The sequence below is a fragment of the Nocardioides sp. SR21 genome (genome assembly GCF_022761125.1).
GTDB lineage: Bacteria > Actinomycetota > Actinomycetes > Propionibacteriales > Nocardioidaceae > Nocardioides.
In genome coordinates, this window is the sequence record NZ_JAKWJR010000004.1 from 372,533 (window position 1) to 392,628 (window position 20,096).

21 protein-coding genes are annotated in these 20,096 nt (G+C 70.6%); 20 read left to right on the plus strand and 1 reads right to left on the minus strand.

The annotated features are described in order from the left end of the window. Positions 1-3: 3 nt before the first annotated feature. From thrB to MJ604_RS10260, 20 genes are all read left to right on the plus strand, one after another. The gene (gene thrB / locus MJ604_RS10165) at positions 4-900 is read left to right on the plus strand and encodes a homoserine kinase (RefSeq protein WP_243058226.1); all 897 of its coding nucleotides are present in this window, start codon (positions 4-6) and stop codon (positions 898-900) included. Between the two features lie 170 nt (positions 901-1,070). Next, positions 1,071-2,942 carry a transcription termination factor Rho gene (rho, locus tag MJ604_RS10170; protein WP_374458343.1) on the plus strand — a complete coding sequence of 624 codons (1,872 nt, stop codon included), beginning with the start codon at positions 1,071-1,073 and terminating at the stop codon, positions 2,940-2,942. 62 nt (positions 2,943-3,004) lie between these two features. After that, positions 3,005-3,400, plus strand: a complete 396-nt coding sequence (locus tag MJ604_RS10175) for a response regulator transcription factor (RefSeq protein WP_243058227.1) — start codon at positions 3,005-3,007, stop codon at positions 3,398-3,400. Between the two features lie 113 nt (positions 3,401-3,513). Then, a complete protein-coding gene (locus MJ604_RS10180; RefSeq protein WP_243058228.1) occupies positions 3,514-5,157 on the plus strand; it encodes a cell wall metabolism sensor histidine kinase WalK in 1,644 nt (547 codons plus the stop codon). Positions 5,158-5,348: 191 nt separating this feature from the next. Further along, the gene (gene rpmE / locus MJ604_RS10185; protein WP_243058229.1) at positions 5,349-5,570 is read left to right on the plus strand and encodes a 50S ribosomal protein L31; all 222 of its coding nucleotides are present in this window, start codon (positions 5,349-5,351) and stop codon (positions 5,568-5,570) included. Positions 5,571-5,752: 182 nt separating this feature from the next. After that, positions 5,753-6,826, plus strand: a complete 1,074-nt coding sequence (gene prfA / locus MJ604_RS10190; protein WP_243058230.1) for a peptide chain release factor 1 — start codon at positions 5,753-5,755, stop codon at positions 6,824-6,826. Next, positions 6,823-7,659 carry a peptide chain release factor N(5)-glutamine methyltransferase gene (gene prmC, locus MJ604_RS10195; RefSeq protein WP_243058231.1) on the plus strand — a complete coding sequence of 279 codons (837 nt, stop codon included), beginning with the start codon at positions 6,823-6,825 and terminating at the stop codon, positions 7,657-7,659. Before prfA ends, prmC begins: the two co-directional genes overlap by 4 nt. Positions 7,660-7,685: 26 nt before the next feature. Then, complete coding sequence (locus MJ604_RS10200; protein ID WP_243058232.1) at positions 7,686-8,345, plus strand: L-threonylcarbamoyladenylate synthase; 660 nt, start codon at positions 7,686-7,688, stop codon at positions 8,343-8,345. A gap of 164 nt (positions 8,346-8,509) precedes the next feature. Next, positions 8,510-9,658 (plus strand): glycosyltransferase family 4 protein, encoded by a 1,149-nt coding sequence (locus MJ604_RS10205; RefSeq protein ID WP_243058233.1) that lies wholly within the window; start codon positions 8,510-8,512, stop codon positions 9,656-9,658. A gap of 156 nt (positions 9,659-9,814) precedes the next feature. After that, a complete protein-coding gene (locus MJ604_RS10210; protein WP_243058234.1) occupies positions 9,815-10,297 on the plus strand; it encodes a hypothetical protein in 483 nt (160 codons plus the stop codon). Positions 10,298-10,327: 30 nt separating this feature from the next. Further along, positions 10,328-10,585, plus strand: coding sequence for an AtpZ/AtpI family protein (locus MJ604_RS10215; protein WP_243058235.1), 258 nt, complete (start codon positions 10,328-10,330; stop codon positions 10,583-10,585). A 10-nt stretch (positions 10,586-10,595) separates the two neighbouring features. After that, on the plus strand, positions 10,596-11,417 hold the full coding sequence (gene atpB, locus MJ604_RS10220; protein ID WP_243058236.1) for a F0F1 ATP synthase subunit A: 822 nt from the start codon (positions 10,596-10,598) through the stop codon (positions 11,415-11,417). Between the two features lie 126 nt (positions 11,418-11,543). Then, entirely contained in the window at positions 11,544-11,729 is a 186-nt protein-coding gene (atpE, locus tag MJ604_RS10225) for an ATP synthase F0 subunit C (protein ID WP_082550515.1), read from the plus strand. A gap of 44 nt (positions 11,730-11,773) precedes the next feature. Next, a complete protein-coding gene (locus MJ604_RS10230) occupies positions 11,774-12,361 on the plus strand; it encodes a F0F1 ATP synthase subunit B (RefSeq protein WP_243058237.1) in 588 nt (195 codons plus the stop codon). After that, positions 12,361-13,188 (plus strand): F0F1 ATP synthase subunit delta, encoded by an 828-nt coding sequence (locus tag MJ604_RS10235; protein ID WP_243058238.1) that lies wholly within the window; start codon positions 12,361-12,363, stop codon positions 13,186-13,188. Before MJ604_RS10230 ends, MJ604_RS10235 begins: the two co-directional genes overlap by 1 nt. A 74-nt stretch (positions 13,189-13,262) precedes the next feature. After that, entirely contained in the window at positions 13,263-14,894 is a 1,632-nt protein-coding gene (atpA, locus tag MJ604_RS10240; protein WP_243058239.1) for a F0F1 ATP synthase subunit alpha, read from the plus strand. A 6-nt stretch (positions 14,895-14,900) separates the two neighbouring features. Continuing rightward, positions 14,901-15,809 (plus strand): F0F1 ATP synthase subunit gamma, encoded by a 909-nt coding sequence (locus MJ604_RS10245; protein ID WP_243058240.1) that lies wholly within the window; start codon positions 14,901-14,903, stop codon positions 15,807-15,809. Positions 15,810-15,814: 5 nt separating this feature from the next. Further along, positions 15,815-17,269, plus strand: a complete 1,455-nt coding sequence (gene atpD / locus MJ604_RS10250) for a F0F1 ATP synthase subunit beta (RefSeq protein WP_243058241.1) — start codon at positions 15,815-15,817, stop codon at positions 17,267-17,269. Then, positions 17,269-17,667: a F0F1 ATP synthase subunit epsilon gene (locus MJ604_RS10255; RefSeq protein WP_243058242.1), complete on the plus strand. Its 399-nt coding sequence runs from the start codon at positions 17,269-17,271 to the stop codon at positions 17,665-17,667. Before atpD ends, MJ604_RS10255 begins: the two co-directional genes overlap by 1 nt. 80 nt (positions 17,668-17,747) lie before the next feature. Then, positions 17,748-18,200, plus strand: a complete 453-nt coding sequence (locus tag MJ604_RS10260; protein WP_243058243.1) for a DUF2550 domain-containing protein — start codon at positions 17,748-17,750, stop codon at positions 18,198-18,200. 348 nt (positions 18,201-18,548) lie between these two features. Here the strand turns inward: MJ604_RS10260 and MJ604_RS10265 are convergent, their stop codons facing one another. Continuing rightward, on the minus strand, positions 18,549-19,976 hold the full coding sequence (locus tag MJ604_RS10265; protein WP_243058244.1) for an FAD-binding oxidoreductase: 1,428 nt from the start codon (positions 19,974-19,976) through the stop codon (positions 18,549-18,551). Between the last annotated feature and the right edge of the window lie 120 nt (positions 19,977-20,096).

Below are 20,096 nucleotides of genomic sequence, written 5' to 3' on the forward strand. Positions count from 1 at the left end.
GAAATGGCTAGGTACGTCGAGGGCCCGGTCCGGGTCTCGGTGCCGGCGACGTCGGCGAACCTCGGCCCCGGCTTCGACTCGCTCGGCCTCGCCCTGACGATGCGCGACGAGCTGGAGGCGGAGGTGACCGGCTCCGGCCTGGTCGTCGAGGTCGACGGCTCCGGCGCCGACGGCGTACCCCGCGACGAGTCGCACCTCGTGGTCCGCTCGATGCGCGAGGCGTTCGACGCCATGGGTGCCCAGCCTCCCGGCCTGCGGCTCTCCTGCACCAACGTGATCCCGCACGCCCGCGGTCTCGGGTCGTCCTCGGCCGCGATCGTGGCCGGCGTGGTGCTCGCCCGGGCGCTGGTCGCCGGCGGGTCGCTGCTGATGGACGACGACGCGGCGTTCGCGCTCACCGCCCGGATCGAGGGCCACCCGGACAACGTCGCCCCGGCGTTCTACGGCGGCTTCCAGATCTCCGGCCGCGAGGGCGACTTCTACTCCGTCGGCTCGCCGGTCGACCCGCGCATCGAGGTCGTCGTGTTCGTCCCGCCGACCCCGGTCTCCACCGAGGTCGCCCGCGGGCTGCTGCCGGGCGACGTGCCCCACGCCGACGCGGCCGCCGACGCGGGCCGTACGGCGCTGCTGGTGGCGGCGCTCGCCGGCCAGCCCGAGCACCTCTGGCGCGGCACCCGCGACTTCCTCCACCAGGGCTACCGCCGACCGGCCATGCCGGACTCGCTCGCGTTCATCGACGCGCTGCGCGCCGACGGGGTCGCCGCGACGGTGTCGGGAGCCGGGCCGACGGTGCTCGCGTTCACCGACGCCTCCGGAGCGGCGGCGCTCGCCGCGCGCTGTCCGGAGGGTTGGGTCGCCCACCACCTGCACGTCGACCGCGACGGCGCGCGGGTCCTGTGACCGGACGCACGCGCCGAGGTGTATCTTGGCGGTGCGCCGGAACTCTTCCGCGCGAACTCTTCCTCTGATCGGTGCGACTCGGTCGCATGCCCTCATCAAGGGCGAGGAAGCCATGACCAGCAGCCGACGGCGATCGCTCGTGCGGCACTGATACGTGGGAAGGACCTCACGTGACGGACACCATCGAAGCCCCCGCTGGCGACGCCGACAAGGGCGCCAAGAAGCGCGGCGGTGGGCTCAACTCCATGCTGCTCGCCGACCTCAAGGCGATGGCCGGCGGCATGGGCATCTCGGGCGCCGGCTCGATGAAGAAGGCGCAGCTGGTGGAGGCCATCAAGGCCCGCCAGAGCGGCGGCGGCGGCCAGGAGAAGGCTGCTCCGGAGAAGCCGCGCCAGGAGAAGGCTCCCCAGGAGAAGGCTCCGCAGGAGCGGGCGCCGGAGAAGCCGAAGGCCGAGGACCAGCCGCAGGCTGATGACAAGCCGGCGGAGAAGCAGAAGAAGCCGCGCCAGGACAAGCAGCAGCGGCAGGAGAAGCAGGCCCAGCAGGCCAAGGAGCAGCAGGGCCGGGAGCAGGAGCCCGAGCAGGGCGAGCGCGACCAGCAGCGCGAGCGGAACAAGGACCAGAACAAGGACCAGAGCCGCGAGCAGGGCCAGCAGAGCCAGAACCGCCAGCAGAGCCAGCAGCAGAACCGCCAGCAGAACCAGGGTCAGCAGAGCCAGGCCCAGCAGAACCAGGGCCAGCAGAACCAGCAGAACCAGGCCCAGGAGGGCGAGGAGGGCCAGGGCGAGGGCAGCCGTCGCAACCGGCGCCGCCGTGGCCGCGACCGGGACCGCTCCGGCGTCCCCAGCGTGAGCGGCGGGGGGCGCAACGAGCCCGACACCACGATCCTCGAGGACGACGTGCTCGTCCCCGCGGCCGGCATCCTCGACGTGCTCGACAACTACGCGTTCGTCCGGACCAGCGGCTACCTGCCCGGCACCGACGACGTCTACGTCTCGCTGTCGATGGTCCGCAAGTTCGGCCTGCGTCGCGGCGACGCGATCGTCGGCCAGGTGCGCCAGCCGCGCGAGGGCGAGCGCAAGGAGAAGTTCAACCCGATGGTCCGCATCGACGCCGTGAACGGCGCCGACCCCGAGACCGCCAAGCACCGGGTGGACTTCTCGAAGCTCACCCCGCTGTACCCGACCGAGCGGCTGCGCCTGGAGACCACGCCCGACAACCTGATCGGCCGCGTGATCGACATCGCCGCGCCGGTCGGCAAGGGCCAGCGCGGCCTGATCGTGTCCCCGGCCAAGGCCGGCAAGACGATGATCCTGCAGTCGATCGCGGCCTCGATCGCGGCGAACAACCCCGAGTGCCACCTGATGGTCGTGCTCGTGGACGAGCGCCCGGAGGAGGTCACCGACTTCCAGCGCTCGGTGAAGGGCGAGGTCATCTCCTCGACGTTCGACCGGCCCGCGAGCGACCACACGATGGTCGCCGAGCTCGCCATCGAGCGCGCCAAGCGCCTCGTCGAGCTCGGCCACGACGTGGTCGTGCTGCTCGACGGCATCACCCGGCTCGGCCGCGCCTACAACCTGGCCGCGCCGGCCAGCGGCCGGATCCTGTCCGGCGGCGTGGACTCCGCGGCGCTGTACCCGCCGAAGAAGTTCTTCGGCGCGGCCCGCAACATCGAGAACGGCGGCTCGCTGACCATCCTCGCCACCGCGCTCATCGAGAGCGGCTCGAAGATGGACGAGGTGATCTTCGAGGAGTTCAAGGGCACCGGGAACATGGAGATCCGGCTGCGCCGCGACTTCGCCGACAAGCGGCTGTTCCCGGCGATCGACGCCGTCCAGTCCGGCACCCGCCGGGAGGAGCTGCTGCTCAGCCCGGAGGAGCTCGCGATCGTCTGGAAGCTGCGCCGGGTGCTCTCGGGCCTCGACGGCCAGCAGGCGCTCGAGCTGCTGCTGGAGCGGCTGAAGAAGTCGCAGAACAACGTCGAGTTCCTGATGCAGATCCAGAAGACCACGCCTACGGCGCCGACCGGTCGGGACGACTGACCGTATCGAGGTCCGAGGTTGACCTGCCGGTCCGGCCGATGCCGGATAGGCTGCGCACGCACATGCCTGAAGGGAAGGGGAACCCGTTGGCTCGGATCCTGGTCGCGGACGACGACGTCGACATCCGTGAGCTCGTGGAGTTCAAGCTGTCGACGCTCGGACACGACGTCGTAGCGGTGTCGGACGGAGCGGCGGCGGTCGAGGCCTGCCAGGCCCAACGTCCCGACCTCGCGGTGCTCGACGTGATGATGCCGGGCGTCTCGGGCCTGGACGCGATCCGTGCGATCCGTGCCGATCCGGCGCTGGCTGACCTCCCGGTCATCCTGCTCACGGCGCGGGCCCAGGAGTCCGACGTCGAGACCGGGTTCGACTCCGGGGCGGACGACTACATCACGAAGCCGTTCAGCCCGCGCGAGCTCGCCTCGCGCGTGCAGGCGCTGCTCTCGCGCTCCACCTGAGCGATTCCCGAGATACGACGCTGGTGACGGCGGTACCCTCGCCGCAGGGGGCGGTGCGGGGGTGCACTGTCGGAGTGCGTGCTCACGGGCGCGCCCGGGGGATGTGACGAACGATGAGTGGAGGCCGGCCGGTCGCGCGACTGGTCCAACCCGTGATCGTGCGGGTGTCGGTGATGGCCGCCCTGATGGCGGTGATCGCGGTCACCGGTGTCGTGCTGTCCACGAACGCCGTCAACTACCTGACCCACGACCTGCAGCCCGCGGCCGCGGCCAACCAGCAGGTCTACCAGGACCTCACCGACATGTCCGCGGCGACCGCGGCCTGGTCGGGATCGGGCCAGGAGAGTGCCGCCGACGCCTACGAGCAGGCGCTGCTCCGGCTGCCGGCCGACCAGCAGGCGGTACGCCGCTTCGCCGAGGGTGACAACGAGCTCGAGATGCTCGTCGTCCGCCAGGAGCGCGCCGCCGCGCGCTGGATCGACAGCTACGCCCAGCCGGTGATGGACGCCGAGCCGGGCACGGCACCGACCGCGCAGCAGGCGAAGGCCGGCACCGACGCCTTCGACCAGATCCGCAGCGCGCACCAGGCCACGACCCAGGCCTTCGACAGCCGGGTCCGGCAGGCCAGCGCCGACGCGTCGTTCCGCCTCAAGGGGACGGTGCTCGCGGTCGTGCTGCTCGCGCTCGCCGCCTGGTACGTCATCGCGCAGTCGCGCCGCAAGCTGCTCGCCGAGCTCTCCGAGCCGCTGCTGGCCCTCGAGCAGGTCGTCCACCGGATGGCCAAGGGCGAGCACGACGTGCGCGCCGACCTCCAGGGCCCCAAGGAGGTTCGCGCGGTCGCCCTGGCGCTCAACGAGTTCGCCGACGGTACGGCGCGGGCGCGGGCGGTCGAGGGCCGGATCCAGAACGAGCTGCGGTCCCTGGACACCGCCCGCGACGACTTCGTCTCGAACGTCTCGCACGAGCTGCGCACGCCGCTCACCACGATCAGCGGCTACCTCGAGCTGGTGGCCGACGAGTTCGAGGACCAGATGCAGCCGCGGCACGAGCGGATGCTCGAGGCCACCCGCCGCAACGTGACCCGGCTCAAGCTGCTCATCGACGACCTGCTGGCGCTGTCCAAGGCCGAGGCGCGGGCCACCGAGATGGAGCCGATCGACCTCGCCCAGCTCGTCCGGGAGGTGGTCACGGACGTGCGGATCACCGCGGCCCGGCGCTCGATCAGGATCGACGTCGCGATGCCCGACGCCGTCGTACCCGTGCTCGGCGACCGGGCGATGCTGCACCGGGCGTTCCTCAACGTCGTCACCAACGCCGTGAAGTTCAGCCACGAGAGCGGGACCGTCGAGGTCGTGCTCACCCAGAACGGCCATCAGGTCGAGGTCTCGGTCACCGACCACGGCATCGGCATCCCTGCGGCGGAGATCGACCGGCTCGGCACCCGCTTCTTCCGGGCGTCCAACGCGATCCACAACGAGATCGCCGGCACCGGTCTGGGCCTGCGGATCATGCAGACGATCGTCGACAAGCACTCCGGCGACGTGGTCATCGACTCCGAGGAGGGCACCGGCACCACGGTGACCGTGCGGCTGGAGCACCACGCCGATGGGCTGCCCGCCCCGATGCCGCACGAGCTGATCGCGGAGGAGGACCGGCTCGCGGCGGAGGAGCTCGCCGAGGCGAGCGGGCTCACCCTCGGCGGCGACCTGGACGGCGACGGTCCGCGGATCGTGCCGGCCTTCACGCGCCGCTCCTAGGCCCCGCCTGTCGGCCGAGCTCGCCGAGACCCGGTGGGTTCGAGGCTCAGGCGCCAGAGCGCCGTCGCACCTCGACCACCGGGAACAACCTCGATTACCGCGGCGTTGAGTCTCGTGCCAGAATTACTGGCTGGCTCCGGTTCACGCCTTCTCAGTGGGAGAGGCGACCCGGCGGCCGAGGAGAGGACACCATGAAGAAGGACATCCACCCGGAGTACGTCGAGACCCAGGTGACCTGCACCTGTGGCGCGTCGTTCACCACCCGCAGCACCGCGACCTCCGGCTCGATCCACGCCGACGTCTGCTCGCAGTGCCACCCGTTCTACACCGGCAAGCAGAAGATCCTCGACACCGGCGGCCGCGTCGCCCGCTTCGAGGCCCGCTACGCCAAGAAGGCCGACGCCTCCAAGTAGCTCCGACCGAGCGCCGGTTCCCGCCACGTGCGGGGACCGGCGCTCGTTCTATGTCCCGGCTCCTAGGCGCGCTTGAGCGACAAGGACCGGGCCGGGAGGTTGAGGGAGCCGGCGCCGGCCGGAGCGAAGCGACGGGCTGCGCGGCTCGTCTCGAAACCTAAGCACGTCTACGAGGAGCACTGATGTTCGAGGCCGTTGAGGGGATGCTCGCCGAGCACGCCGACATCGAGGCGCGGCTGGCCGAGCCGGAGACGCACGCCGACCCCCGGCTCGCCAAGAAGCTGAACCAGCGCTACTCCACGCTGTCGTCGATCATCGGCGCCTGGCGCGACTGGCAGCAGCTCGGTGACGACATCGAGGCGGCCCGCGAGCTCGCGTCCGAGGACGCGGCGTTCGCCGAGGAGGCCGACGCCCTGACCGCGCGGCTCCCCGAGGCCGAGGAGAAGCTGCGCCGGCTGCTCGTGCCCCGCGACGAGGCCGACGAGAAGGACGCCATCCTCGAGCTGAAGTCGGGGGAGGGCGGCGAGGAGTCCGCGCTGTTCGCCGGCGACCTGCTGCGCATGTACACCCGGTACGCCGAGGCGCGCGGCTGGAAGGTCGAGATCCTCGACGCCGCCGACTCCGACCTCGGCGGCTACAAGTCCGTCACCGTCGCGGTGAAGGCCAAGGGCGCCTCCGAGCCGGGGACGGCGCCGTACGCGCTGCTGAAGTTCGAGGGCGGCGTGCACCGCGTGCAGCGGGTGCCGGTCACCGAGTCGCAGGGCCGGGTGCACACCAGCGCCGCCGGGGTGCTCGTGTTCCCCGAGGCCGAGCAGGTCGACGTCACCATCGACGAGAACGACCTGCGCATCGACGTGTACCGCAGCAGCGGGCCCGGCGGGCAGAGCGTCAACACCACCGACTCCGCCGTCCGGATCACCCACGTCCCCACGGGCATCGTCGCCAGCTGCCAGAACGAGAAGTCGCAGCTCCAGAACAAGGAGCAGGCGATGCGGATCCTGCGCGCCCGGCTGCTCCAGGCCGCCCAGGACGCGGCCGACGCCGAGGCCGGCGAGGCGCGCCGCAGCCAGGTCCGCACCGTCGACCGCTCCGAGCGGATCCGCACCTACAACTACCCGGAGAACCGGATCTCCGACCACCGCACCGGCTACAAGGCCTACAACCTCGACCAGGTGCTCGACGGCGACCTCCAGCCGGTCCTCGACTCCTGCATCGAGGCCGACCTGGCCGCGAAGCTCGAGGCGCTCGAGTCGTGACGAGCCGGCGGGCCGTGCTCTCGGCGGCCGTCGACCTGCTGCGCGACGCCGGCGTCGCGAGCCCCGAGCACGACGCCGCCGAGCTGCTCGCGCACGTGCTGGGTACGACGCGGTCGCAGCTGCCGCTGGTCGACGAGGTGCCCGCCGAGGCGCTCGCGTCGTACGACGACCTCATCACCCGGCGCGCGGCCCGCGAGCCGCTCCAGCACCTGACCGGTACGGCGTACTTCCGCCACGTCGAGCTCGCCGTCGGCCCCGGAGTCTTCGTGCCCCGGCCCGAGACCGAGCTGCTGGCCGGCTGGGCGATCGAGGTCGCTCCGCGGGGCGGCGTCGCCGTCGACCTCTGCACGGGCTCCGGGGCGGTCGCGAAGGCGCTCGCCGATGAGCGCCCCGACCTGCACGTCCATGCGGTCGAGCTGGACGAGCCGGCGCACCGCTGGGCGGAGCGCAACCTCGAGGGCACCGGGGTCGACCTGCGCCAGGGCGACTTCGCGACCGCCTTCGACGACCTGCTCGGCGCCGTCGACCTGATCACCTGCAACCCGCCGTACATCCCGCTCGAGGCCTGGGAGTCGGTCGCGCCCGAGGCTCGTGACCACGACCCGCACCTCGCGCTGTTCTCCGGCGCGGACGGTCTGGACGCGATCCGCGTGCTCGAGCGTCGGGCCGCGCTGCTGCTGCGGGTCGGGGGAGTGGTCGGCTTCGAGCACGCCGACGTCCAGGGCGAGTCCGCTCCCGCCGTGTTCGCGGCCACCGGCCGGTGGGCCGACGTGCGCGACCACGCCGACCTCGCGGGCCGAGCGCGCTTCACGACCGCGCGACTGGCACGATGACCCCCGAAGGCGGAGACGGAGGCACTGTGAGCGAGCGTTACCCCACCGGCACCGACGACGAGCGGGAGGCCGCGATCGAGGCGGCCAGCCTGGCCGTCCAGCGCGGCGAGCTCGTCGTGCTGCCGACGGACACCGTGTACGGCATCGGTGCCGACGCCTTCGACCCCGCCGCCGTCCGCGGGCTGCTGGCCGCCAAGGGCCGCGGTCGCGAGATGCCCCCGCCGGTGCTGATCAGCGCCGCGACCACGCTCGACGCCCTGGCGATCAAGGTGCCGGGCTACGCACGCGCGCTGGTCGAGGCGTTCTGGCCCGGCCCGCTCACGCTGGTGTGCCACCAGCAGACGTCGCTGCAGTGGGACCTCGGCGACACCCGCGGCACCGTCGCCGTCCGGATGCCCGACCACGAGGTCGCCCGCGAGATCCTCGAGCGCACCGGCCCGCTGGCGGTCAGCTCGGCCAACAAGACCGGGATGCCGGCCGCGACCGACGCCGACCAGGCGATCGACATGCTCGGCGAGGACGTCGCCGTCGTGGTCGACGCGGGGGAGTCGCCCGGCGGCGAGGCCTCCACCATCGTCGACGTGACCGGCGACCAGGGGCGGGTGCTGCGCGTCGGCGCCCTCTCGCTGGAGCAGCTCAACGAGGTCCTCGAGCCGCTCGGCGCGACCCTGACCGACGAGGGCTAGGGCCGTGCCAGTTCGACCCACGCCCTCCTGCGCGCCGCCCGGGACGCACGCTCGCTGCGTCGCCGTTGCTCGAAATACGGTCAGGTATGCCGTTCGCTCCGGCGCCTCGCGATCGCACGCCCCGGACGACGCTCGCGACGGCCGAGATCGGAGTGGCGCGGCCCGTGCGTGAGTACCTCCTCGTCTTCCTCGTCGCCGCCGCGACGACCTACCTGCTCACGGTCATCGCGCGGGAGATCGCTCTGCGCACCGGCGCGGTCGCCAAGGTGCGCGACCGCGACGTGCACGCGGTCCCGATCCCCTACCTCGGTGGGCTGGCGATGCTCGGCGGGCTGACGGCGGCGTACCTCGTCGCCCGCGAGCTGCCGTTCCTCAGCGCCAGCGGGAGCGGGACGCTGGTGTTCCACGACGCCGCGATCGTGCTGATCGCCGGGGCGTTGATCTGTGCGGTCGGCGTGCTCGACGACCTGTTCGAGATCGACGCGCTCACCAAGCTCGGGGGACAGGTGCTCGCCGCCGGGTTCCTGATCGCGTTCGGGATCCAGTACGTCTTCTTCGCCGGCCGCGACGGCACCCAGTTCACCCTCGACCCCGCCCAGGGCGCCCTGCTCACCGGGTTCGTCGTGGTGGCGACCGTGAACGCGGTGAACTTCGTCGACGGCCTCGACGGTCTCGCGGCCGGGGTCGTCGCGATCGGCGCACTGGCGTTCTTCGTCTTCTGCTACCAGCTGGGCAAGATCAACGGGCTGACGCTGGCGACCACCGGCGCCCTGCTGAGCATCTCGCTCGCGGGCGCCTGCATCGGGTTCCTCCCGCACAACTTCCACCAGGCGCGGCTGTTCATGGGTGACAGCGGCTCGATGCTGATCGGTCTGGTGCTGTCGGCCAGCGCGGTCACCCTCACCGGTCAGTTCACGCCCGACCAGCTCAGCGAGAGCGGCGGCAACTCGCGAGCCAGCCTGCTGGTGATGCTGCTCCCGCTCGTGCTGCCGCTGTCGATCCTGATCATCCCGATGCTCGACCTGGTCCTCGCGGTCGTACGGCGCACGCGGGCCGGTCGCTCGCCGTTCGCGCCCGACAAGCAGCACCTGCACCACCGGCTGCTGGAGATCGGTCACTCCCACCGCCGGGCGGTGCTGATCATGTGGATGTGGGCCGCGCTGGTCGCGTTCGGCACGGTGTTGATCAGCCTGTACCCGGACGAGGCGTGGATGTGGGCCTCGGTCTCGGGGATGGCCGTCGCGACCGTCGCGATGACGTTCGTGCTGCCCAAGCTGCACGCGCCGCACAGCGCCTCCACCGGCCCGTCCTGACCCTGGCGGGAGGGCCTGTCGCGAGGCGCCAGGACGTCGTACCGTCGCTTTGGAACGTTCCGTTTTCGACCACGTCGGACCTTGTGCTAGTTTTCACAAGCGTCCTCCAGCACCACCCAGGACGCTGCTCCATCGCCCACCAGGACGGCCGCCCCGATGACGACCGAGACCACTCGCGCACCCCGTGACCGCAACGCGGTCGCGCTCGTGCGAACGGCGTCGGCCACCTTGGGTCTGGGCCTGCTGGTCACGCTCGTCGGCGCGCTCGTCGACGGCTCCGCCGCGGCGTACGGCGCCCTCGTCGGCACCCTCATCGTGGTCGGTGTCTTCGGGTTCGGCACGCTGACCGTCAACACCGTGGCGCGGCTGATGCCGACCGCGGCGCTGCTGTTCGCGATGCTGACCTACACCCTCCAGGTCCTCGCGATGGGCCTGATCTTCGCGGCGCTCTCCGGCTCGGGCCTGCTCGACGAGACCATCTCCCGGCAGTGGCTGGGCGGCACGGTGATCGTCGGCACGCTGGGCTGGCTGACGGTGCAGATCGTGCTCTTCACGGACCGCCGGATCCCGATCTACGACCTGCCCGAGCCGGTGGCCCCCGTCGTGGCGGCCGGCACCCGTGAGGGGGGTGAACGATGACCCGAGCCGACTGCTATTGTCCGGGGCGCAATGAGTCAGCAGGATCCGTCGGCTGCGCCTCACGACGATCGTCCCAGGGGCGACCCGTGGCACGCGTTCGGGTACATCGTCTCGGGGGTCGCGCTCTACGGATTCCTGGGATGGCTGCTGGACCGGTGGCTCGACACCGACTTCATCGTCGCGATCGGGATCATCTTCGGCGCGGGACTCGGCATCTACCTGACGTTCAGCCGCTTCAACCGCGCACTGCCCCCTGACAGCTCGCACGACCAGCACGAAGAGAACTAGAGGAGAATCGGTGACCTACGCAGCCGTGGTGCGCAGCGAGGGCTTCACGCCGCCCTCGCCGGCAGACTTCGACCTGCCGGCGATCGGTGGCGGCCACGAGACCTTCACGATGTTCGGGCAGGAGTTCGTGCTCGGCGTCACCAAGCCGATGCTCCAGATCGTGCTCGCCGCGGTCATCGTCTTCGTCTTCTTCTGGGCGGCCTCGCGGCGCCGGTCGATGGTGCCCGGCCGCCTGCAGTTCGTGGGGGAGGGCGCCTACGGGTTCGTCCGGAACTCCGTGGGCCGCGAGATCATCGGTGGACACGACTTCGCGAAGTACGTCCCGTACCTCTTCGCGCTGTTCTTCTTCATCCTGGTCAACAACCTCTTCGCGACCATCCCGTTCCTGCAGTTCCCCACGTTCTCGCGCTCGGGCATGGTCTACAGCCTCGCGATCCTGAGCTGGGTGATCTACAACGGCGCCGGCATCAAGAAGCACGGGTTCGCCGGCTACATCAAGCTGCAGACGGTGCCGCCGGGCATCGGTGGCCCGATGCTCCTGCTGCTCGTGCCGCTGGAGTTCATGTCGAACATCCTGGTCCGGCCGGTCACCCTGGCCCTCCGTCTGTTCTGCAACATGTTCGCCGGCCACCTGCTGCTCATCCTCTTCGCGCTCGGCGGCCAGTACCTCATCACCGAGATGGGTGGCGCCTACATCGGCGTCGGCCTCCTCGCCTGGGTGCTCTTCATCGCCGTCGCGCTGCTCGAGGTGCTGATCCAGTTCCTGCAGGCCTACGTCTTCGTCCTGCTGAACGCGATGTACATCTCCGGCGCCATCGCCGACGAGCACTGAGCCTCTCCCAGCACCACCCCAGATCCACCCAGATCAACCCCAGATCAACCCGAGATCAACCCAGCTTCTCTACCCACCTGAAGTAGTAACAACCGAAAGGAAACTGCCGTGGACGGCAACCTCAACATGATCGGTTACGGCCTGGCTGCGATCGGCCCCGGCGTCGGTATCGGTCTGATCTTCGCCGCCTACATCAGCGGTGTGGCCCGTCAGCCGGAGGCCCAGAGCCGCCTGCAGTCGATCGCGATCCTGGGCTTCGCGCTCGCCGAGGCGCTCGCGATCATCGGTATCGCCCTCGCGTTCGTTCTCTGACCGGTCCGACCGGCTTCTGACGTAGGACCCCGGAAGGACCTGCCATGCAAGCACTGATCGCGCCGCTCGTGGTGCGCGCGGCCGAGGAGGCCGAGGAGCACGAGCTCAACCCGCTCCTCCCGCACCTCGTCGAGATCGGCCTCTCCCTGGTCGTCTTCGGCATCCTCTTCTTCGCCGTGAAGAAGTTCGTCGTACCGAACTTCGAGACGACCTTCGAAGAGCGCACCAAGGCCATCGAGGGTGGCCTCGAGGCCGCCGAGACCAAGCAGGCGGAGGCGGACGCCAAGCTCGCCGAGCTCGAGCAGCAGCTCGCCGACGCCCGGCACGAGGCCGCTCGCATCCGCGAGGAGGCTCGTGAGCACGGCGCCGCGATCGTCGCGGAGATGCGGGAGCAGGCCCAGGCCGAGGCGAGCCGCATCGTCGAGCACGGCAAGACGCAGATCGAGGCGGAGCGCCAGCAGGCGATCACCTCGCTGCGGGCCGAGGTCGGCACCCTGGCGACCAGCCTCGCCGGCCGGATCGTGGGCGAGAGCCTCGACGACGACGAGCGCTCGTCGCGCGTGGTCGACCGGTTCCTCGCCGACCTCGAGACCATCGAGGCGTCGCAGGCCGCGGGCAACGGGGCGAGCTGATGGTTCAGCCCCTGAGCTCCCTGCGTGGCTCCTCCGCGGAGGCGCTGCAGGTTCTCGGTGCGCGCGTCGACAAGGACGGCATCACGCTCGAGCAGTTCGCGGAGCTCGGCCAGGACCTCTTCCGTCTCGCCGAGCTGCTCCGCAGCGAGCCGGCCCTGCGCCGTACGTTGACCGACGTGTCGACGCCGGCGCAGGCCAAGGCCGCGCTCGTGCACGGGCTGCTCGACGGCAAGGCCGGCACGGCTGCGGTCGACGTCCTCGCCGAGGGAGCGGGGCTGCGCTGGCTCGCCGCCCGGGACCTCGCCGACACGCTCGAGCACCTCGGTGTGATCGCCGTCGTCCGGTCCGCCGGTCGCAACGCGGCGTCGCGGCTGTCCGACGAGCTCTTCATCGCCGGCCAGGTCGTCAACGACAACGCCGACCTGCGCATCGCGCTCTCGGACCCCGCGCGTTCGCGCGAGGACAAGGTGGGCCTGCTCCGGCAGCTGCTCGAGGGCAAGGCGCTGCCGGCCACGATCGCGCTCGTCGAGCAGGCGCTCGCGGGCTCGTTCCGGTCGGTCCACGCCGCGATCACCGAGTTCCAGAAGGTCGCCGCGGCGACCCAGGGCGAGGGCGTCGCGCTGGTGCGCACCGCCCGGGAGCTCTCGGCCGCCGAGCACAGCCGCCTCGCGGAGGCGCTCAGCACCCAGTACGGCCGGCCCGTGCACCTGAACATCGAGGTCGAGCCCGAGCTGCTCGGCGGACTGCGGGTCGAGATCGGTGACGACGTCATCGACGGCACCGTGGCCGCCCGCCTCGACAACGCCCGACGCAAGCTGGCCGGCTGACGCCACCAGCCCCACGTACGCAGAACACACACAGCCAGACCAACGGCAGAGCCCAAGAGAGTAGGGACGCAGATATGACGGAGCTTTCGATCCGTCCGGACGAGATCCGGGACGCGCTGCAGCGGTTCGTCTCCGAGTACCAGCCCGACGCCGCCTCCAAGGAGGAGGTCGGCACGGTCGCGACTGCCGGCGACGGCATCGCGCGCGTCAGCGGCCTGCCCTCGGCGATGGCCAACGAGCTGCTCGAGTTCGAGGACGGCACGCTGGGCATCGCGCTCAACCTGGACACCCGGGAGATCGGTGTCGTCGTCCTCGGTGACTTCGACAAGATCGAGGAGGGCCAGACGGTCCGCCGCACCGGCGAGATCCTCTCGGTCCCGGTCGGCGACGCCTACCTCGGCCGTGTCGTCGACCCGCTCGGCACGCCGATCGACGGGCTCGGCGACATCGAGACCAGCGAGCGCCGCGCCCTGGAGCTCCAGGCGCCGACCGTGGTGCAGCGCAAGTCGGTCCACGAGCCGCTCGCCACCGGCATCAAGGCCATCGACTCGATGACCCCGATCGGTCGCGGTCAGCGACAGCTGATCATCGGCGACCGCGCGACCGGCAAGACCACGATCGCGATCGACACGATCATCAACCAGAAGCAGAACTGGGACTCCGGTGACCCGGAGAAGCAGGTGCGCTGCATCTACGTCGCGATCGGTCAGAAGGGCTCGACCATCGCCTCCGTGCGCGGCGCCCTCGAGGCGGCCGGCGCGCTGGAGTACACCACGATCGTCGCCTCCCCGGCGTCCGACAGCGCGGGCTTCAAGTACCTCGCGCCGTACACCGGCTCGGCGATCGGTCAGCACTGGATGTACGACGGCAAGCACGTCCTCATCGTGTTCGACGACCTGACCAAGCAGGCCGAGGCCTACCGCGCCGTGTCGCTGCTGCTGCGCCGCCCGCCGGGCCGTGAGGCCTACCCGGGCGACGTCTTCTACCTGCACAGCCGGCTGCTCGAGCGTTGCGCGAAGCTCTCCGACGACCTCGGCGCGGGCTCGATGACCGGTCTGCCGATCATCGAGACCAAGGCCAACGACGTCTCGGCGTTCATCCCGACCAACGTCATCTCGATCACCGACGGCCAGATCTTCCTGCAGTCGGACCTGTTCGCGGCCAACCAGCGCCCGGCGATCGACGTCGGTGTCTCGGTGTCCCGCGTGGGTGGTGCCGCGATGACCAAGGCGATGAAGGCCGTCACGGGCTCGCTCAAGGTCGACCTCGCGCAGTTCCGCGCGATGGAGGCGTTCGCGATGTTCGCCTCCGACCTCGACGCGGCCTCGCGCCAGCAGCTCGACCGTGGCCAGCGCCTGATGGCGCTGCTCAAGCAGTCCGCCTACTCGCCGTACACCCTCGAGGACATGACCGTCTCGCTGTGGCTCGGCACCAGCGGTCGCCTGGACAAGGTGCCCACGGGTGACGTCATCCGCTTCGAGCAGGAGTTCCTGGACTACCTGAAGCGCTCGCACGCCGGCATCCTCGGCGGCATCCGCGAGACGCAGAAGTTCGAGGACGAAGAGTCGCTCGTGGCTGCGTACGACTCCTTCCTCGACCAGTTCGAGACCTCTGACGGCGGTTCGATCAAGGTGGGCCACGAGGCCCCGGTCGAGGCGCTGGAGGACGAGGAGCAGGAGCAGATCGTCAAGCAGAAGCGGGGCTGATCCCAGATGGCCGTATCGCTGCGTGAGTACCGCGCGCGGATCAAGTCGACAGAGTCGATGAAGAAGATCACGCGTGCCATGGAGCTCATTGCTGCGTCCCGCATCATCAAGGCGCAGCAGCGGGCGCAGTCCGCTGCGCCGTACGCCCGGGAGCTCACCCGTGCGATCTCGGCCGTGGCGACGTTCTCGAACGTCGACCACGCCCTGACCACGGAGCCCGAGAACCCGAAGCGCGCCGCGGTCCTGATCGTGACGAGCGACCGGGGTCTGGCCGGTGCCTACTCCTCGAGCGTGCTCAAGGAGGCCGAGCGGCTCATCGAGATGCTGCGCGGCGATGGCAAGGACGTCTCCGTGTTCGTCGCCGGTCGCAAGGGCGAGGCGTACTTCAAGTTCCGCGGCCGCCCGGTCGTGAGCTCGTGGACCGGCTTCTCCGACCAGCCGTCGCACCAGGCGGCCTCGGAGATCGGCGCGGCGCTGATCGACTCGTTCCTCGCCGAGGGCGAGGAGGGCGTGGACGAGGTGCACGTCGTGTTCACCCGGTTCCGCTCGATGCTCGTGCAGGAGCCCACCGCGGTGCGGCTGCTGCCGCTCGAGGTCGTCGAGGGCGAGGAGAAGCCCGAGGCCGCCGACGCGCTGCCGCTCTACGAGTTCGAGCCGTCGGCCGAGGCGGTGCTGGACGCCCTGCTCCCGCGCTACGTCGAGAGCCGGATCTTCTTCGCTCTGCTGCAGGCAGCCGCTTCCGAGCTGGCCGCCCGCCAGAAGGCGATGAAGTCCGCGACCGACAACGCCGAAGAGCTGATCAAGAAGTACACGCGAATCGCCAACCAGGCCCGCCAGGCCGGCATTACCCAGGAAATCAGCGAGATCGTCGGAGGCGTCAACGCGCTCGCCGACGCCCAAGCCGGGAGTGAGTGAAAGACATGACTGCAACGATCGAAGAGACCCAGGAGACCGGCGCCAGGGGCGTCGGCCGCATCGCCCGGGTGATCGGCCCGGTGGTGGACATCGAGTTCCCCGTGGACTCGATGCCCGAGATCTACAACAAGCTCGAGGTCGACGTCACGCTGTCGGGCGAGACCGCGACGCTGCCGCTCGAGGTCGCTCAGCACATCGGTGACGGCATGGTCCGCGCGATCTCGCTGAAGCCGACCGACGGCCTGGTCCGCGGCGCGCAGGTGACCGACACGGGCAACCCGATCATGGTGCCGGTCGGCGACGCGACGCTGGGCAAGGTGTTCAACACAACCGGCGACGTGCTCAACCTGGCCGAGGGCGAGACCTTCGAGGTCAACGAGCGCTGGGGCATCCACCGCAAGGCGCCGGCCTTCGACCAGCTGGAGTCGAAGACCCAGATGTTCGAGACCGGCATCAAGGTCATCGACCTGCTCACGCCGTACGTGCAGGGCGGCAAGATCGGCCTGTTCGGTGGCGCCGGCGTCGGCAAGACCGTGCTCATCCAGGAGATGATCGCGCGTGTGGCCCGCGACCACGGTGGTGTGTCGGTGTTCGCCGGTGTCGGCGAGCGCACCCGTGAGGGCAACGACCTCATGGTCGAGATGGAGGAGGCCGGCGTTCTCGGCCAGACCGCCCTCGTCTTCGGCCAGATGGACGAGCCGCCGGGCACCCGCCTCCGGGTCGCGCTGTCCGCCCTGACGATGGCGGAGTACTTCCGCGACGTGCAGCAACAGGACGTGCTCCTCTTCATCGACAACATCTTCCGGTTCACCCAGGCCGGCTCCGAGGTGTCCACGCTGCTCGGCCGCATGCCGTCCGCGGTGGGCTACCAGCCGAACCTCGCCGACGAGATGGGTGTGCTCCAGGAGCGGATCACCTCGACCCGTGGTCACTCGATCACCTCGATGCAGGCGATCTACGTGCCGGCCGACGACTACACCGACCCGGCCCCGGCGACCACGTTCGCGCACCTGGACGCCACCACGGAGCTGTCGCGTGAGATCGCGTCGCTGGGTATCTACCCGGCCGTGGACCCGCTGACCTCGACGTCGCGCATTCTCGACCCGCAGTACATCGGTCAGGAGCACTACAGCTGCGCGATCCGGGTCAAGCAGATCCTGCAGCGCAACAAGGAGCTCCAGGACATCATCGCGATCCTCGGCGTCGACGAGCTCTCCGAAGAGGACCGGATCATCGTGTCCCGGGCGCGCCGCATCCAGCGCTTCCTGTCGCAGAACACCTACGTGGCCAAGCAGTTCACCGGCATCGAGGGCTCCACGGTCCCCGTCGTCGACACCATCGAGGCGTTCAACAAGATCGCGGACGGCGAGTACGACCACGTGGCCGAGCAGGCCTTCTTCATGTGCGGCGGTCTGGACGACGTCGAGCAGAAGTGGGCCGAGATCCAGAAGAGCCTCTGATGGCTGAGAACGGCGCGCTCCATGTCGAGCTGGTCGCCCCGGACCGCACGGTGTGGTCCGGGGAGGCCGACATGGTCATCGCACGGACCATCGAGGGCGACATCGGTGTCCTGCGGGGCCACGCTCCGCTGCTCTCGCTGCTGAGCGACGCCGTCGTCGAGATCTCCACCGCGGACCGCGGCGTCGTCGTGGCCGTGGTCGACGGTGGGTTCCTCTCGGTCGCCAACGACCGGGTGTCGATCCTGTCCGACCACGCCGAGCTGCCCGACGAGATCGACGTCGACCGGGCCCGCACGGAGCTGGAGGAGGCGCGCGGTCTCGTCGGTGCCAACGACGACGCCGAGCGCCGGCTGCGCCGGGCCGAGGCCCGCATCCGCGCGGTCGAGAAGACCTCCTGACAGACCGGTCTCCGGTCCTGAACACGCGCCCGCTAGGGTGAGCGCACTCCTGCGGAGGCAGGGGAGGACGGAGTTCGTGGATGCCGGTATGGCAGTGGCTGCTCGACGCGGTCGGTGTCCTGCTTGCCCTCGTCCTGATCTACGGCGCCGGCCTCATCGTCCGGCGCCGTTGGGTCTCTCGCCACGGTGGGACATTCGAGCTCAGCTGCCGCGTCCGGTCCGGAAGGACCGGACGCGGTTGGCTTCTCGGCCTCGGCCGCTACTCCGGTGAGACCCTGGAGTGGTTCCGCTACTTCTCGCTCTCCCCGCGTCCGAAGCTGACGCTGGAGCGCTCCCGGCTGACGTACGTCGGCCGTCGTGACCCCGAGGGCGCCGAGCAGATGTCGCTCTACCCCGATCACGTGGTGATCACCTGCACCACCCCGGACGGCCAGGTCGAGCTGGCCATGTCGCCCGCCTCGCTCATGGGGTTCCAGTCGTGGCTCGAGGCGGGTCCGCCGGGGACGGACTGGACCCGGCCGCCGAGTCGGTAGCTGCGAGGTCGTAGCCGCGCGGTGGCGCGGTTCCGGATGCGGCCCACGCCCTGGCGAGCGTGCTGCCTCGCTGCCTTCGGCGTCGCGGGCCTCGCCCCGGTCGCTACCTCGCCGCGTCTCCGCTTCGCTCCCGCCGCGCCTCGGTTCGACGCTCTTTGGGGCTTCGCCCCGCGCCGCCTTCGGCGGCTGCGTGGGGCGGCTCCGTGTTCTCGGTTGTCACCTTCATGAAGGGTGATGGATGTTGCAGGTGCCGTTGGTCGAGCCTGTCGAGACCCCCGCACCCGAGCGCCTGCCTCGGGTGCGGGGGTCTCGACGACGCTCGCTGGCGCTCGCTGCTCGACCAGCGGGTCAGGCGGTGGGCTCGCCGTTCTCGAAGAGGCGCGGGACTGCGTGGTTGGCCTGGAAGACGCCGTGGGGGTCGACGGCGCTGCGGATGCCGGTCAGCTGGGTCCAGACGTCGTCGGCGTAGATGGAGCGGGCGTCGACGGGGCCCTCGGCGAAGTTGCCGTACTGGCGGCCGTTGTCGAACGGCGCCAGCGCCTCGTTGAAGCGGGCGGCGTCGGCGTGGACCTGGGCGCCCATCTCCGGGGACATGGCCATGCCCGCGGCGAAGCTGACGAACTGTGCGTCCAGCTTGTTGACGACGCCGCCGCCCTCGTGCGGGCGGGCGAGGGCGCCGCCGAGCTGGCGCAGCTCGGCCATGAGCAGCGAGGTCTGGGCGTCCGGGCCGGCCTCGGCGATGAAGGCGTCGACCGCGGCGTCGGGGAACGACCCGAGCATCGCGCTGCTCGAGATCCCGGGGGCGCCACCCTCGGGGTCCATGTGGAGGCGGACCAGCGACTTGGCGGGCACCCGGAGGAAGGTGTCCATGAACGGCTTCAGCGCGCGCAGGTGGGCGACCAGCTCCTCGCCGCGGGCGTCGGAGCCGAGCACGGCGCCGTCGATGACGACGAGCTCCTGGTTGCGGAGGAACTCCGGCAGGTCGGGCAGGTCGGGCAGGCGCATGGCCCGGAACGACGTGGTGATCTCGTCCGGAGCGTCGGGGGCCCAGGCGGCCCACGCGCGGAGGACGGGCTCGATGTCGCGCAGGCTCCACAGCATCATGCCGGCGTACGCCGTCTCGATGTCGAACATCTTGAACTCGAGGGCGGTGACGACGCCGAAGCTGCCGCCGCCGCCGCGGACGGCCCAGAAGAGCTCGGCGTTGGTGGTGGCGTCGGCGCGCACGAGGGTGCCGTCGGCGATCACGATCTCGACCGCGGTGATGCTGCTGGCGGCGAGGCCGTGCTGACGGGCGTACCAGCCGATGCCGCCGCCGAGGGAGTACCCGGCGATGCCGACGTCGGGGGAGGAGCCGTGGAGGACGGCCTTGCCGTGGGCGGCCGCGGCGTCGACGGCCGGCTCCCAGATCGCGCCGCCCTCGACGCGGACGATGCCGCGGGCCGGGTCGGCGATGGCGGTGGCCATCTCGGAGGTGCGGAGGATGACGGTGTCGTCGAGGCCCTGGGCGGCGAGCGGGCCGGCGTTGTGGCCGGTGCTCTGCGGAGCGACGCGGAGGCCGGCGTTGGCGGCGACGCGGACGACGGTGGCGACCTCGGCGGCCGTGCGGGGGAACGCGACCGCGGCCGGGCGCTGGTCGACGGCGAAGTTCCACGGGACGCGGGCGGCGTCGTACCCGGGGTCACCGGGGAGGTGCAGGCGGCCGTCGAGCAGACCGCGCAGGGCGTGGGCGCGGGGGACAGCGGTGTGGCTCTGGGTGTGGAGCTCGGTGGTCATGCGGGTGACTCCTTGTGGTGGGTGCTGCTCTGTGGTGGTGAGAGGACGATGCAGCGCCGCACTTGGAGTCCACTTTGAGCTGACTTGGACCGCGTCCCAGTCACGTTCTCTACGCTGTGC

Bases quoted from the DNA above. Each gene is read 5' to 3' on its own strand.
- rpmE (WP_243058229.1), top strand. From the start codon at position 5,349: ATGAAGAAGGACATCCACCCGGAGTACGTCGAGACCCAGGTGACCTGC.
- prfA (WP_243058230.1), top strand. From the start codon at position 5,753: ATGTTCGAGGCCGTTGAGGGGATGCTCGCCGAGCACGCCGACATCGAG.
- thrB (WP_243058226.1), top strand. From the start codon at position 4: ATGGCTAGGTACGTCGAGGGCCCGGTCCGGGTCTCGGTGCCGGCGACG.
- MJ604_RS10245 (WP_243058240.1), top strand. From the start codon at position 14,901: ATGGCCGTATCGCTGCGTGAGTACCGCGCGCGGATCAAGTCGACAGAG.
- MJ604_RS10235 (WP_243058238.1), top strand. From the start codon at position 12,361: ATGGTTCAGCCCCTGAGCTCCCTGCGTGGCTCCTCCGCGGAGGCGCTG.
- MJ604_RS10175 (WP_243058227.1), top strand. From the start codon at position 3,005: ATGCCTGAAGGGAAGGGGAACCCGTTGGCTCGGATCCTGGTCGCGGAC.
- MJ604_RS10180 (WP_243058228.1), top strand. From the start codon at position 3,514: ATGAGTGGAGGCCGGCCGGTCGCGCGACTGGTCCAACCCGTGATCGTG.
- atpA (WP_243058239.1), top strand. From the start codon at position 13,263: ATGACGGAGCTTTCGATCCGTCCGGACGAGATCCGGGACGCGCTGCAG.
- MJ604_RS10260 (WP_243058243.1), top strand. From the start codon at position 17,748: ATGCCGGTATGGCAGTGGCTGCTCGACGCGGTCGGTGTCCTGCTTGCC.
- MJ604_RS10230 (WP_243058237.1), top strand. From the start codon at position 11,774: ATGCAAGCACTGATCGCGCCGCTCGTGGTGCGCGCGGCCGAGGAGGCC.
- atpD (WP_243058241.1), top strand. From the start codon at position 15,815: ATGACTGCAACGATCGAAGAGACCCAGGAGACCGGCGCCAGGGGCGTC.
- MJ604_RS10215 (WP_243058235.1), top strand. From the start codon at position 10,328: ATGAGTCAGCAGGATCCGTCGGCTGCGCCTCACGACGATCGTCCCAGG.
- MJ604_RS10210 (WP_243058234.1), top strand. From the start codon at position 9,815: ATGACGACCGAGACCACTCGCGCACCCCGTGACCGCAACGCGGTCGCG.
- atpE (WP_082550515.1), top strand. From the start codon at position 11,544: ATGATCGGTTACGGCCTGGCTGCGATCGGCCCCGGCGTCGGTATCGGT.
- MJ604_RS10265 (WP_243058244.1), bottom strand. From the start codon at position 19,976: ATGACCACCGAGCTCCACACCCAGAGCCACACCGCTGTCCCCCGCGCC.
- MJ604_RS10255 (WP_243058242.1), top strand. From the start codon at position 17,269: ATGGCTGAGAACGGCGCGCTCCATGTCGAGCTGGTCGCCCCGGACCGC.